Raw genomic sequence first — 11,482 nt, 5'->3', positions numbered from 1 at the left:
CGAGGAGGTTCCGCGATGGACAGCAACGCGAAACTGCGCGTGAAGGATGCTCTGCTGGCACACCTCGAGGCGCACCTGCGCGCGACCGGCGCCGCCGTCGACCGGGAGGACTCGGCGGCCCGGCTCGATCAGGACACCGTCTTCGCGCCCGACGAGCGGTCCCAGTCCGACGAGGCCGCCGACCTCGGTAGCCTGTTCGAACATGTCGAGGAGCGGCAACACGGCACCGTCGCCCTGGCCGAGCAGCTCGACTTCGGCCCCACGGACGAGGTCGGACCGGGCGCCATCGTCGTACTCGACGACAACCACTACGTCGTCGGCGTAGCCAGCTCCCCGTTCGAGAGCGACGGCGTGACCTACGAGGGCATGACCACCGACGCGCCCCTCTACAAAGCAATCAAGGGCCTACACCCCGGCGACACCTTCACCTTCAACACCACAGAGCACCACATCACCGCAGTCGACTGACTGTCCCCAACCAAGGTTGGTCAGGACTCGGTCTTGCCGGTCGGGGCGGAGATGACGCGGTTTCGGCCGGTGTCTTTGGCCTGGTACATGGCCAGGTCGGCCGCCATTTGCAGCTCGTCGAGGGTGTTGCCGGAGTCCGGGTACGTCGCGGCGCCGATCGAGCACGTGATGGTGTCGCAGACCACCGGACCGTTGCTCGTGGTGATGGTGATCGCGAGCGCGGCGACGCGGCGCCGGATCCGTTCCGCGGCCAGGGCGGTGTCCTCCGCGGACGTCTGCGGCAGCAGGATCGCGAACTCCTCGCCACCGAGCCGTCCGACCAGGTCGTCGTCGCGCACCTCGTGGCGCAGCTCGTCCGCCACAGCCTTGAGCGCTTCGTCGCCGGCCCGGTGGCCGTAGGTGTCGTTGATCGTCTTGAAGTGGTCGAGATCGAGGTACAGCACACCGAGCGGCGAATGGGTCCGCTCCGCGCCGGCGAACTCGCGCCGGGCGATCTCGTGCCAGAACCGCGCGTTGGCCAGGCCGGTCTTCGGATCCGTCCGGGACTCGGTCTGGAACTGGTCGACGAGCAGCGCCCGGTGCAGGCCGAGAATCGTCAGCAGCAGAACGGCGACCGCCCACGGCTGGCTGAGCAGCAACGCCGCGGTAGCGACACCGAGGCCCAGCGAACCCGCGACGATGAGCTGATCGGACAGCCGGCCGACCGCGTTCCGGCCCGGGGCGTCGGGGTTGGACAGCATGATCGCGCCGACGATCAGCGCGTAGTTCACGAACCAGTACGCCAGCCCGGCCGCGACCACCGCGACGAGCCCGAGCGGACCGGACGGGTAGCCCGGGTACACACCGGGCCGGATCGCGGCGAGGACGACCGCGGCCGCGGCACCGGCCAGTACGAGGGTCGTCGCGGTGAACACGGAGCGGAACGGCGGAACCCGCCGGACCCGAAGCCAGGAGTGCAGGTAGGTGCAGAAGATCAGCGCGACCGCCATCGGCGGCGGCAGCAGCAGGACGCCGGCGAACGTCCACATCCCCTTGAGATTCACGTACGGGATGCCCTCGGCGCCGACCTTGCGCAGCCGCTCGATGTCCCGCGCGGCCTCCAGATGGATCGCCGATCCGACCAGCAGGACGCCGAACCGGATCCAGTCACTCACCGTCACCGAGACCAGACCGAAGGTGGACACCAGCACGATCGCGGTCAGGAACTCGACGGCCAGCACGTAGCCGAGAACGATCCGCGGCTGCTTCCACAGCGCCCAGCGAGTCGGAGCCCAGCCATCATCGGTGCGCCGGCGGAAGCGACGTTGCGCCAGCCGATGCCTGATACTCATGACAAGACCCCCGCCTCACAGTCGGTCCTTGTCACAGAGTAGCTGCCGCATTAACGCAATGTCACGGCGACCCTGTTACTGCCTCAGATTCGCGAGAGGAGGCCGCCCTCCATGCAGAACAACGACTGGTGACGATCACCCGGCGGGCTGCCGCGTCGCGTGCGCATATCCGTACGCCGCTCCCGCCGCAACGAGAACACCGAAGACGCCGGCCGCTGCCACCACGGAGGCCGGCGCCCATCGATCCGCCGCGGCCCCAGCGGCCAGGACACCTATCCCCTGCGACACGATCAGCGCAGTGCGGGCCAGGCCGAACGCCTGCCCGCGCTGTGCGTCGGGGACGTTCAGCACGAACGCCGCGCTCGCGGCCAGCTGGTACGACGCACATAGCCCCGACAACATCCACAACGCCACGGTCACCCACAGCCCGGGCTGCACGATGCAGCCGATCAGCGGGGCACACGACCCGACCGCCAACGGACCCATCAATGTGAGCCGCCGCTGCGGCGCCGCGCGGGTCAGCAACAACATCCCGACCATCTGCCCCGCGGGATTCGCCGCCAGCAGGATCCCGACCGCGGCGGGACCACCACCGACGGAGGCGGCGTACGGCGCTGCGAGTCCCTCGATGCTCACGTAGAACCCTGCCACACAAGCGAGCGCGACCAGGTACCGCAACGTCCGGTCGGTCCAGACGAGCCGCGCACCGGTTGACAACGACGCCCACCAGCCCTTACGTGCCTCGTTCACCGCCGGCAACGGGCGTTCCTGGACGCCGGCCAGGAGAAGCAGCGCGGACAACGCGAAGGTGGCGGCGTCCACGAGCAAGGCGTTACCGGCGCCGAACGCCGCGACCAACGTGCCGCCGGTGACGAACCCGGCGAGCTGCGCCGCTTGCGCGGTGATGTTCGAGACCGAACTCGCCAGGACGAACTTGTCGCCGGTCAGGATCGACGGCAGCAGCGCGGCCCGCGCCGACTGGAACGGAGACGCCAGCAACTGCACCGCGACCAACAGGACGCACAACACCCACAACGGGGCCCCAGGCAACGCCATGGCCGCCACGAGCAACGTCCGTCCGATGTCGCACAGGATCATCAGCCGGCGCCGCGGGTACCGGTCCGCCAGACCGGCCAGCAACGGCCCGCCGACGATGTCGGGCAGGAATGTCAACGCATACGTGACCGCCGACAACCCGGCCGAGCCGGTCCGGTCGAACACCAGTACGGCGAGCGCGACCCGGGCCAACTGATCGCCGGCCACCGACCCCAACTGGGCGAACCAGAGCCACCTGAACTCGGCTACGGCGAAGACTTCTCCGTAGGTCGCGGGCTCCATCGACGATGCATCACCGGGGCGGGTCACCCGCTCACGCTACCGACCGTCCACTCGGCCCGCCCGGTGCAGCGGTGTGCCGTCCGGCTAGGCGCGTTTCACCGAGTCGGCCGCGATCTGCTCGTGGTGGCGGATGACCTCGCTGATGATGAACCCGAGCAACTTCTCCGCGAAGGCCGGATCGAGCTTCGCGTCCTCGGCCAGCCGCCGCAACCGCGCGATCTGGCTGGCCTCCCGCTCGGCGTCGGCCGGCGGCAGGACGTGCTCGGCCTTCAACCGCCCGACCTGCTGGGTGTACTTGAACCGCTCAGCCAGGATGTAGACGATCGCCGCATCGATGTTGTCGATACTCCCGCGAAGCCGCTCGAGCTCGACCCGAACGTCTTCCACACTCGCACTCATGCCCGCCAGCATAGGCGGGCCCGATTCACCCGCGCCGGATGGCTTTCTCCAGTTGGGCTTTGGTCATCTTCGAGCGGCCTTTGATGTCCAGGCGTTTGGCGTCGGCGTACAGCTCGTCCCTGGTCCTGGACGGCGCTCGTTTGTAATTGGGGCCGGTGATGTGGCCGGCCATGCCTTGGGTGCGTGGTTCGGGGTCTTCGGCGGTGAGCTTCTCGGCGGCGTCCTTGAGGCCGTCCTTGAGTTTGCCCACCTGCCGCTCGACCTTGCCGCCCAGAGATTTCTTGGCCATGGCGACTCCTTCAGTTCGTTTCCAGCTTGTCCGGCAGGATGACGTTCATCAGCCAGCTGACGACCGTGATGATCAACGCGCCGACCAGTGCCGTACCGAACCCGTGCACGACGAACGGAACGTTCAGGCCGCCGCTGATCCAGGAGGTGAGCAGCAGCATCAGCGCGTTGATCACGAAGATCAGCAGACCGAGCGTCAGGACAATGAACGGCAGCGACAGGATCGTCGCCAGCGGCTTGATCACGGCGTTGACCAGCCCGAAGATCGTCGCGACCACGACCAACGTGATCACTCGAACGGTCGTCGTCGAACCGTTCACCGCGATACCGCGGAGCAGCCAGGCCGCGACCGCCAGTGCGATGGCGTTCACGATCAGCCTCATCAACAACTTCATGGTCAACCTCCGAACACACCGGCCAAGCGCTTCCGGCCGCGGTGTGCGGTCTTGCCGGCCCGCTTCTTCAACTTGCGTCCCGACTTCTTCCCGCGCTTGCCGGCCCGCTTCACGTCGCCCTGGACGCTTCCGTGCGCACGCAGCCCGAGACGCTTGCGCATCCCGCGTTTCACCTCATGCCCCGACGGCACGAGCAGTTGTACGCCGTACCCGTACAAGCGGAGCCCGAGCGCCATCAGCGGCAGACCGAGCGGTAGCAGCAGGAGCGTGACGCACAGCACCGCCGCCACGATGATCACGACCGTCGCGAGCAGCCAGATGACCGCCGCACCGAGTCCTCGAAGAATCTTCATCATCACCACGTCCAGACCTATTCAGGCAGGAGTGAACCGAGCGGGCCGAGGTCGATGTTGAGATCGGCCGCGCTCAGGCCGAACTGCTCGCGCAGTGCGGTCATGGCCTCCTCGAGGCGCATCAGGCCGAGCCCGAGCTCCTCGACTTGCCCCGTACTCAGGTCGCCTTCGTCCATCCGGCGGATCGCCTGACGTTCCATCACCTGCCGGACCAGTTCGACGATCGTCAGGACGAGCTTGAGCAACTCGCGTTCGACGTTGCCGGCGTTGGCCTCGATCCGGTCGGTCAGCGGTAGCAGCTCAGTCATACATCCCCATCTCCTTGCGCACCGAGCCGATCACGGCCGACAACTGGATCCGGACGAGGTCGACCTCGGCCAGCGAGATCACCACGTCGCCGGTGATCACGACGCCCTTGCCGAGCAGCCGGTCGAGCAGATCGACCAGGCTCGGCTCGGTGGCCGTCGTCGTGTACGTCTCGACGCTCATGACTTGTCCAGTACGGCGAAGGAGTAGGGCGGCCATGGCCCGTTCACGTCGAGGTCGAGCGACGGGTACCGGGTGCGCACCACGTCCACCAGCTCGAGGAATTCCGTACTGCGGTCGTCGTCGACCAGGAACGCCGCGTTGAGCGCCATGGCGTCCCGGCGTCCGCTCAGCCGCTGGTCCTGGGCCGCGAGCCGACGGGTCGCGGCCGCGATCGGTACCAGATCCCAGAACAGCTGGTCGGCCAGCAGTTCCTGTTCGACGGCGTCCTGTTGCCGGCTACGGATCTCGGCCCGGCGGCGTTCCAGATAGGCGACCCCGGAGTTGATCGGCTCCGCCGGTACCGAGCGCGCCGGTTGCGGCCGGCAGAACGCCTTCACGCTCCACTCGGTCCGCCCTTCGACCCGGTCCAGCGCGCCCACCAGATCGTCGTACAACTCCTCGATCCGGTCCCGGGCCGCGTCGTCCGAACGGTAGATCGTGACGAGGCGGAACGGGGCCAGGGCCGTCGTCATCGCCGCCACCCGCCGGACGATCTCGTCGTGCCGGCGGGCCGTCTTCTCCACCCAGCTGAGCACCTCGAGGTTGCGGCGCAGTGCGGCTTCGCCGAACTCGTCCAGGTCGACGGTGCACACGACGGCAGACAGCTCGCGGTGGCCGATCACGCGGACGGGGTTGTCGCCGAACCCCTCCAAACCGGACAGCAGCTCGCCGTCGAGGTTGCGCGCCACGGCGTACACGTAGGTTCCGGTCTCACTCACGTTCGCGCTCCAGCTCCTCGACCCGCTCGCGCAGTTGGCGGTTCTCCTCGGCCAGCCCCTGGGCCTCGGTGGACAGCATCGGATCGTGGCGCCACCAGTCGATGCCCATCTCCATCGCCTTGTCGACCGAGACCACCAGCAGCCGGATCTTGACCGTCAGCAGTTCGATGTCGAGCAGATTCACCCGGATGTCGCCGGCGATGATGATGCCCTTGTCGAGAACCCGCTCGAGGATGTCGGCCAGGCCCTCCGGACGCGGCGCCGGCGACAGGGACCCGTAGCGGTCCAGCTGGCCACGGCGGGCGGAAATCGTCGGTTCGCTCATCGCGTCACTCCTGGATTCGCCCGCGGACATAACGGTCCTTGCGCCAGTACCCGGTCACCGCACCGTCGGCGTCGACCTCCACCTCGTACACCGCGAGGATGTCCGTGGTCGAAGGAATCCGGTGCGATTCGACCACCTCGACCTGGACGAACCAGCTCTCGTCGCGTTTCTCCACGGCCACGATTCCTTCCGGCGGCTGCCCGATCAGCTGCGAGAGTTCCCGGGCGGCGGCGATCGCGATGCTCCGCAACGACTGCTGCGGCTTCGTCCGCCGCGGAGCCTGCGACGATCCGTTGCGGGCGGTCCGGGCGGTCTTCGGCCGGCCGTTGGTGGGTTGTCCCTGGGTTGCCTTGCGCGTGGTTGCCATCGGTTCCTCAGGTCTCCTCGCGGTGCTCGTACAGCCTGCTGACCAGGTCGTCCTCCCAGGCCGCGGCCTGATCCGGGTCGATCTCGCCACGCTCGCGGAGCTCGTCGATCTGTTCGAGCTGCAGCCGGATCCGGGCGGGGTCGTAGTACTCGGCCTCCGCCTGGCGCCGGATCTGCTCGGCCAGCGCGACGGTCGCCCGCAGCGGCGCGAGCGGCAGCGTCAGCAGGTTGGTCATCAGGCCCATGACTCCTCCGCCGACACGAAGTCGTACGCCGCCGTCGGGCCGATCAGCTTCAGCCGGGCCCGGCCGGCGAACGCCGCGGCCAGGTCCTCGACCGCCTGCTCGAACTCGGCGCGATGCTGGTCCTCGACCAGGACCGCGACATCGAGCAGCCGGTCGATCCCGACGCTCTCCCGGATGTTGATCCCGACCACGTGCGGTTCGAGCTCGGCCAGCATCACGTCGCTGTCCGTCGCGATCTTCGCCTCCAGGGCCGCCGCGACCAGCTCGCCCAGCCGGACGCGTTCGCCGTACGACGAGTCGCCCGGCCGGTCGCGGGTGAGCTTGCGGAGCTGGGCGATCGCGGGGTTCTCCGCCACGATCTCGGTCAGGACCTGCTGCTCCTCGTACCTGGCACGGACCGTGAACTGCGCGCGCCCGGCGAGCTCTTGCAGCATGGTCGCGAAGCGTTCCTGCCCCGGCTCGAGCAGCTCGCCGGCCACGGCGTCGTGATCCCGGAGCACCGACCCGAACCGGACCGGGACCACCGGCCCCAGTTCGGCGATCGTGTCCAGGACCCGGCCGTGAGCCAACAGATCGGCGCGGCCCGCGCGCGTCCAGTCGGGGTCCACCGGGCTCACGACCGCGGCCAGTTCCCCGAGCGGGAACAGGTCGACGGCCTGATCGCCGACGCCTCGTAGTTCCGCCGGTACGGCCAGATCCGCGGACGTGATCCCGTACACGTAGCAGCCCAGGCTGACCTCGCCCGGTGCGGTCACGGTCACTCCTCATCCCTCCGGCGCCGGGCGACCGCCTTCTTGGCCGGCCGACGGCGACGCGGACGTTCCTCGTACTGCTCCTCGGGCTCTTCGTCCTGGTCCTGGTTGTCGTTGTTGTCCGAGCCGAACAACGCCTGCTTCGCGCCGGTCAGGATGCCCCGCGACTTGCCTGCCGCACCGCTCTCGGTCATCTCCGAGATCACCTCGGGCAGGTCCTTGCTCTTCTCGTACAGATCCAGCCGGTTCGTCGCTTCGGCGAAGTGCAGGTAGGTGTCGACACTGGCCACGACGATCCGTGCGTCGATGGTCAGCAGCTCGATGCCCACCAGCGAGACCCGGACGTAGGCATCGATCACAAGGCCCTTGTCGAGGATGCTGTCGATGACATCGGCAAGTCCGCTCGGTGCGGGACGGCTCAGGTATCCTCCGCCGGATCGGCGTCCGCCGCCGGTGGCCGCAACGGTCATGGCTCTTCCTTCCAGTCGACGCGATCAGCTCGCGCGGCGGCGAGGCCGCTCCTCGGGTTCTTCCTCGGGTTCTTCCTCGGGTTCTTCCTCGGGTTCTTCCTCGTACTCGTCTTCGTCTTCGTATTCGTCCTCGTCCTCGGGCACGTCCTCTTCGCCCTCGTCGTACTCGTCTTCGTCCTCGTACTCGTCCTCGTCCTCGGGCAGGTCCTCTTCACCCTCGTCCTCGTCCTCGTACTCGTCGTCGTACTCGTCGTCCTCGTCCTCGTCCTCGGGGACGTCATCGTCGGCCTCGTCGTCCTCGTACTCGTCGTCCTCGTCGTACTCGTCGGCCGGCTCTTCCTCGTCCTCTTCTTCGTCCTCGTACTCGTCGACGGGCTCTTCTTCGTCGTCGTCCAAGGGCTCTTCGTCCTCATCGACGGGCTCTTCGGCCTCGTCGGCGGGCTCTTCGTCCTCTTCCGCCTCGTCGGTGGGCTCTTCGTCCTCGTCCTCGGGCAGGTCCTCTTCGCCCTCGTCCTCGTCGTCGTACTCGTCCTCGTCCTCGGGCAGGTCCTCGTCACCCTCGCCCTCGTCCTCGTACTCGTCGTCGCCGTACTCGTCCTCGCCGGAATCCTCGTCGCCGGAGTCCTCGTCGCCGGACTCCTCGTCCTCGTCGTACTCGTCGGACTCGTCGGACTCCTGGCCGTCGGAACTGACCCGGCCCTGATGGATCTCGCCGCGCCAGCCCTCGACGTCGTCGGGGTGCAGGATCACGTCGGTCATCACGTGCCGCTGGAAGTGCTTCAACTCGACCCGCGCCCGCCGGCCCTGCGCGCGCCAGATGTTGCCGACCCGTTCGAACAGACCCTGCGGGTAGTACTCCAGGACGACGATCACCCGGGTGAGGTTGTCGGCGAGCCGGTGGAACGTGACGCTTCCGTCGACGTGTCCCTTCTCGCCCTTCGAGCGCCAGACGATCTTGTCCTCCGGCACCTGCTCGAGGATGGTCGCCTCCCAGCTCCGGTGCGACCAGAGGATCTTCGCCTTGAAATCGAGCTTCTCGTCGGACTTCTGCTCGACCCGCTCGACCTTCTTCATGAATCCGGAGAAGTCCTGGAACTGGGTCCACTGGTTGTACGCGACCTCGATCGGCACACCGACGTCGACCGACTCGATGATCGTCGTCGCCTTGAGCGGATTCTTCTTGCCGCCCCCGCTGCCACCGGATCCGCCGCTGAGCACCTCTGCCGCTTTGTCCTTGGCTCCCATGACTCCGCCCTTCAACGCACCCAGCAACGGCGAACCGCCGGTGACCGCTGCTTTTCCGCCCTCGGCCATGGCTTTGCTCGCGATGCCGCCGCCGGCCGCCCCCTCGACCAGCCGGTCGGTCAGGTCGGAGATCTTGTCGGTGGCCGCTTCAGCGGTCCGCTTCGCCGCGACCGACAGCGCCTCCTGCAGCTCGCTCTTCAACCGGTCGACCGGGAGTTCGTCGAGGATCGACCGCAGGCCGTTCTGTTCCTCGCCGTTCGATCGTTCGGCCATCACCGATCACCCACGCTTCCGCGCCGGCGCGCTCTTCTTCGCGGCGGTCTTCTTCGCCGCCGTCTTCTTCGCGGCGGCCTTCTTGGCCGGTGCGCTGCTCTTCTTCGCCGTGGCCTTCTTCGCGGCAGCCTTCTTGGCCGGCGCGGTGCTCTTCTTCGCGGCGGCGGTCTTCCGCGTACCCGAACCAGAGCTGCTGCTCGACCCTGAACTGCCGCTCGACCCCGAACCGCTGCTCGAACCTGAGCTGCTGCGCCCTGAGCTGCTCGAACCGGATCCGTTCCGCGACGAGCTCGAACCAGAACTGTTACGCCCCGAGCCCGAACCGGAGCTGCTGCGTCCCGAAGATCCGCCGTTGCTGCTCGCCGCCCGCGCCGAGGTCCGCTTGCTCGTACTGCGTGAGCCACCACCGGACGACCCACGGGCACTGCTCACAGACGACCCGCGACCACTGCCGCCGGACGAGCTGCGTTCGCCGTCACCGGACGAGCTGCCGCCGCTGCCGCGAGACGAACTACGACCGGTGTCCCCGGACGAACTACGCCCACCCTCACGAGACGAGCTACGGCCACCCTCACGGGATGAGCTACGGCCACCCTCACGCGACGAGCTGCGGCCACTGTCGCCGGACGAGCTGGTGCTGTCGCCCGATGATTCGGCGTCAGAACTGCTCCGGCGCGGCCGCCGGCTGCCCTCGGGACGACTGCCCTCCGGACGGCTGCCCGGACGCCTGCGCCGCCGCGGACGTTCCTCTTCCGCGCCCTCGCCCTCGTCCGCGCTCCTGTCCGCGCCCTTGTCCTGCCGGCTACCGGTGGAGAGCATCCGGTCGGTGCGATCCCTGATCGAGTCGCTCACCTTGTTCAGCCGGCTACTCGCCGCGGCTACCGCAGCCTCGCGACCGGCGGTGACGAGCTTGCCGCGCACCTGATCGGACAACTTCGACAGCTCGGGGTTCTGCTCGACCACCTCCGCGAGCTGTTGCACGATGGCGCGCGGATCGGTGGCGATCCGCTTTCCGGCCAGCAGCCCGCCGACGGTGATCGCCAGCTTGAGCTTCTTGGTGCGGCCGAGCAGGTAGCCGCTCGCGACCGCGGCCGCTACCTTGGCGGTGTTGTTCATTGGTTCTCCCTACAGTGGGACCGCTCTCGGCGGTTCCTCGAAGTGGCCTTGGGCAACGATCAGCGACGAGCTGGTCACTGCGTGAGCGCGGCGATCCGGCGCAGGATCGGAAGACTCGGGTAGTTCTCCTCACTGATCCGCCGCAACAGCAGCCGCGCGTAGACGTCCACTTCGTCCGGCTCGAGCAGGTCCTCGATCATGTCCAGCATCGAGATCGACGGGAAGCGGTACTTCGCGGTCTTTTCGAACAACATGTCCAGCAGCAGTTCGCGCGCATGGCGGTCGTCTTCAGGCATCCTCACTCCCGGCGTGTCAGAGGTCGTCGCGAATGTCGCGGCGTTCGTGGACGGTGGTGCGTGTCGTTCTGTTCCGCTGGCCTGCCAGCGCGAGGACGACAGCGAGTCCGATGGCGCCGGCGCCCATCAGCACGTATCCGACGACGGTCAGGTCGACACCGCTGATGTGGTCCGACACCCCGAACGCCAGAATTCCGCCCAGCGCCAGCAGGAATACGGACGTCCCGATTCCCATTGGTTTCTCCTAACGGCCTGCCCCGTTCCGAAATTGGATTAGGAATGCGGTACCCACGCCAATCACAGCAAAACCACGCCTACTTTCAGCGGCGGTTCGCACGCATTACGTAGCAGTTCAAATAAACGAATACTTGAAATAACCAATTCAATTTCGACGCCCCGGTATCGGCGGGCACACGCGTGGGTACCGGCGCGGCCATGCGACTTCCGTGGTCCCGGCACGGCGCCTGCGTTCCTGAGGCGGGCGTTTACTGCGTGCATCCGGGTTGTACTCGCGGCGCTCCACATTCACGACCGCTCGGCGTCACCCGCGGCGGCGACCTGATCGAGGAGTTGAC

General features: G+C 67.6%; 19 protein-coding genes. 1 reads left to right on the top strand and 18 read right to left on the bottom strand.

Annotated features, from left to right (window positions below):
- The first annotated feature begins 15 nt into the window (after positions 1-15).
- Positions 16-468 (top strand): hypothetical protein, encoded by a 453-nt coding sequence (locus FB475_RS20950; RefSeq protein ID WP_141858269.1) that lies wholly within the window; start codon positions 16-18, stop codon positions 466-468.
- A gap of 20 nt (positions 469-488) precedes the next feature.
- On the opposite strand, the gene FB475_RS20945 is transcribed toward FB475_RS20950, so the two are convergent.
- From FB475_RS20945 to FB475_RS20860, 18 genes are all read right to left on the bottom strand, one after another.
- A complete protein-coding gene (locus FB475_RS20945) occupies positions 489-1,799 on the bottom strand; it encodes a GGDEF domain-containing protein (RefSeq protein WP_202878460.1) in 1,311 nt (436 codons plus the stop codon).
- Between the two features lie 135 nt (positions 1,800-1,934).
- Positions 1,935-3,164: an MFS transporter gene (locus tag FB475_RS20940; RefSeq protein WP_238332317.1), complete on the bottom strand. Its 1,230-nt coding sequence runs from the start codon at positions 3,162-3,164 to the stop codon at positions 1,935-1,937.
- A 57-nt stretch (positions 3,165-3,221) separates the two neighbouring features.
- Complete coding sequence (locus FB475_RS20935) at positions 3,222-3,536, bottom strand: chorismate mutase (RefSeq protein ID WP_141858268.1); 315 nt, start codon at positions 3,534-3,536, stop codon at positions 3,222-3,224.
- 25 nt (positions 3,537-3,561) lie between these two features.
- Positions 3,562-3,825 (bottom strand): hypothetical protein, encoded by a 264-nt coding sequence (locus FB475_RS37695; protein WP_238332316.1) that lies wholly within the window; start codon positions 3,823-3,825, stop codon positions 3,562-3,564.
- A gap of 10 nt (positions 3,826-3,835) precedes the next feature.
- The gene (locus tag FB475_RS20925; RefSeq protein WP_141858267.1) at positions 3,836-4,219 is read right to left on the bottom strand and encodes a phage holin family protein; all 384 of its coding nucleotides are present in this window, start codon (positions 4,217-4,219) and stop codon (positions 3,836-3,838) included.
- Positions 4,220-4,221: 2 nt separating this feature from the next.
- The gene (locus tag FB475_RS20920) at positions 4,222-4,572 is read right to left on the bottom strand and encodes a hypothetical protein (protein ID WP_141858266.1); all 351 of its coding nucleotides are present in this window, start codon (positions 4,570-4,572) and stop codon (positions 4,222-4,224) included.
- A 17-nt stretch (positions 4,573-4,589) separates the two neighbouring features.
- The gene (locus FB475_RS20915; protein ID WP_141858265.1) at positions 4,590-4,880 is read right to left on the bottom strand and encodes a gas vesicle protein K; all 291 of its coding nucleotides are present in this window, start codon (positions 4,878-4,880) and stop codon (positions 4,590-4,592) included.
- Entirely contained in the window at positions 4,873-5,061 is a 189-nt protein-coding gene (locus tag FB475_RS20910; protein ID WP_202878459.1) for a gas vesicle protein, read from the bottom strand. The genes FB475_RS20915 and FB475_RS20910 overlap by 8 nt, the downstream gene beginning before the upstream one ends.
- Positions 5,058-5,819: a GvpL/GvpF family gas vesicle protein gene (locus FB475_RS20905; protein ID WP_185759378.1), complete on the bottom strand. Its 762-nt coding sequence runs from the start codon at positions 5,817-5,819 to the stop codon at positions 5,058-5,060. The genes FB475_RS20910 and FB475_RS20905 overlap by 4 nt, the downstream gene beginning before the upstream one ends.
- Positions 5,812-6,144, bottom strand: coding sequence for a gas vesicle protein GvpJ (gene gvpJ / locus FB475_RS20900; protein ID WP_141858262.1), 333 nt, complete (start codon positions 6,142-6,144; stop codon positions 5,812-5,814). The genes FB475_RS20905 and gvpJ (FB475_RS20900) overlap by 8 nt, the downstream gene beginning before the upstream one ends.
- 4 nt (positions 6,145-6,148) lie before the next feature.
- Positions 6,149-6,511 carry a gas vesicle protein GvpO gene (locus tag FB475_RS20895; RefSeq protein WP_141858261.1) on the bottom strand — a complete coding sequence of 121 codons (363 nt, stop codon included), beginning with the start codon at positions 6,509-6,511 and terminating at the stop codon, positions 6,149-6,151.
- A 7-nt stretch (positions 6,512-6,518) separates the two neighbouring features.
- Complete coding sequence (locus tag FB475_RS20890) at positions 6,519-6,746, bottom strand: gas vesicle protein GvpG (RefSeq protein WP_238332315.1); 228 nt, start codon at positions 6,744-6,746, stop codon at positions 6,519-6,521.
- Positions 6,746-7,510, bottom strand: a complete 765-nt coding sequence (locus FB475_RS20885) for a GvpL/GvpF family gas vesicle protein (RefSeq protein WP_185759377.1) — start codon at positions 7,508-7,510, stop codon at positions 6,746-6,748. The genes FB475_RS20890 and FB475_RS20885 overlap by 1 nt, the downstream gene beginning before the upstream one ends.
- A gap of 2 nt (positions 7,511-7,512) precedes the next feature.
- Positions 7,513-7,977: a gas vesicle protein GvpJ gene (gene gvpJ, locus FB475_RS20880; protein ID WP_141858258.1), complete on the bottom strand. Its 465-nt coding sequence runs from the start codon at positions 7,975-7,977 to the stop codon at positions 7,513-7,515.
- A gap of 24 nt (positions 7,978-8,001) precedes the next feature.
- A complete protein-coding gene (locus FB475_RS20875; protein WP_141858257.1) occupies positions 8,002-9,495 on the bottom strand; it encodes an SRPBCC family protein in 1,494 nt (497 codons plus the stop codon).
- A gap of 6 nt (positions 9,496-9,501) precedes the next feature.
- The gene (locus tag FB475_RS20870; protein WP_141858256.1) at positions 9,502-10,611 is read right to left on the bottom strand and encodes a hypothetical protein; all 1,110 of its coding nucleotides are present in this window, start codon (positions 10,609-10,611) and stop codon (positions 9,502-9,504) included.
- A 74-nt stretch (positions 10,612-10,685) separates the two neighbouring features.
- Positions 10,686-10,907 carry a hypothetical protein gene (locus FB475_RS20865; protein ID WP_141858255.1) on the bottom strand — a complete coding sequence of 74 codons (222 nt, stop codon included), beginning with the start codon at positions 10,905-10,907 and terminating at the stop codon, positions 10,686-10,688.
- 16 nt (positions 10,908-10,923) lie between these two features.
- Positions 10,924-11,142, bottom strand: coding sequence for a DUF6458 family protein (locus FB475_RS20860; RefSeq protein WP_141858254.1), 219 nt, complete (start codon positions 11,140-11,142; stop codon positions 10,924-10,926).
- Between the last annotated feature and the right edge of the window lie 340 nt (positions 11,143-11,482).

Origin of the sequence: Kribbella jejuensis, assembly GCF_006715085.1 — a bacterium.
GTDB classification, from domain to species: domain Bacteria; phylum Actinomycetota; class Actinomycetes; order Propionibacteriales; family Kribbellaceae; genus Kribbella; species Kribbella jejuensis.
This window is presented reverse-complemented; position numbering and strand designations above follow the sequence as displayed.

Excerpts from the sequence above, each read along its gene's own strand:
- FB475_RS20950 (WP_141858269.1), top strand. The coding sequence starts at position 16 with ATGGACAGCAACGCGAAACTGCGCGTGAAGGATGCTCTGCTGGCACAC.
- FB475_RS20945 (WP_202878460.1), bottom strand. The coding sequence starts at position 1,799 with ATGAGTATCAGGCATCGGCTGGCGCAACGTCGCTTCCGCCGGCGCACC.
- FB475_RS20935 (WP_141858268.1), bottom strand. The coding sequence starts at position 3,536 with ATGAGTGCGAGTGTGGAAGACGTTCGGGTCGAGCTCGAGCGGCTTCGC.
- FB475_RS37695 (WP_238332316.1), bottom strand. The coding sequence starts at position 3,825 with ATGGCCAAGAAATCTCTGGGCGGCAAGGTCGAGCGGCAGGTGGGCAAA.
- FB475_RS20925 (WP_141858267.1), bottom strand. The coding sequence starts at position 4,219 with ATGAAGTTGTTGATGAGGCTGATCGTGAACGCCATCGCACTGGCGGTC.
- FB475_RS20920 (WP_141858266.1), bottom strand. The coding sequence starts at position 4,572 with ATGAAGATTCTTCGAGGACTCGGTGCGGCGGTCATCTGGCTGCTCGCG.
- FB475_RS20915 (WP_141858265.1), bottom strand. The coding sequence starts at position 4,880 with ATGACTGAGCTGCTACCGCTGACCGACCGGATCGAGGCCAACGCCGGC.
- FB475_RS20910 (WP_202878459.1), bottom strand. The coding sequence starts at position 5,061 with ATGAGCGTCGAGACGTACACGACGACGGCCACCGAGCCGAGCCTGGTC.
- gvpJ (WP_141858262.1), bottom strand. The coding sequence starts at position 6,144 with ATGAGCGAACCGACGATTTCCGCCCGCCGTGGCCAGCTGGACCGCTAC.
- FB475_RS20895 (WP_141858261.1), bottom strand. The coding sequence starts at position 6,511 with ATGGCAACCACGCGCAAGGCAACCCAGGGACAACCCACCAACGGCCGG.
- FB475_RS20890 (WP_238332315.1), bottom strand. The coding sequence starts at position 6,746 with ATGACCAACCTGCTGACGCTGCCGCTCGCGCCGCTGCGGGCGACCGTC.
- gvpJ (WP_141858258.1), bottom strand. The coding sequence starts at position 7,977 with ATGACCGTTGCGGCCACCGGCGGCGGACGCCGATCCGGCGGAGGATAC.
- FB475_RS20875 (WP_141858257.1), bottom strand. The coding sequence starts at position 9,495 with ATGGCCGAACGATCGAACGGCGAGGAACAGAACGGCCTGCGGTCGATC.
- FB475_RS20870 (WP_141858256.1), bottom strand. The coding sequence starts at position 10,611 with ATGAACAACACCGCCAAGGTAGCGGCCGCGGTCGCGAGCGGCTACCTG.
- FB475_RS20865 (WP_141858255.1), bottom strand. The coding sequence starts at position 10,907 with ATGCCTGAAGACGACCGCCATGCGCGCGAACTGCTGCTGGACATGTTG.
- FB475_RS20860 (WP_141858254.1), bottom strand. The coding sequence starts at position 11,142 with ATGGGAATCGGGACGTCCGTATTCCTGCTGGCGCTGGGCGGAATTCTG.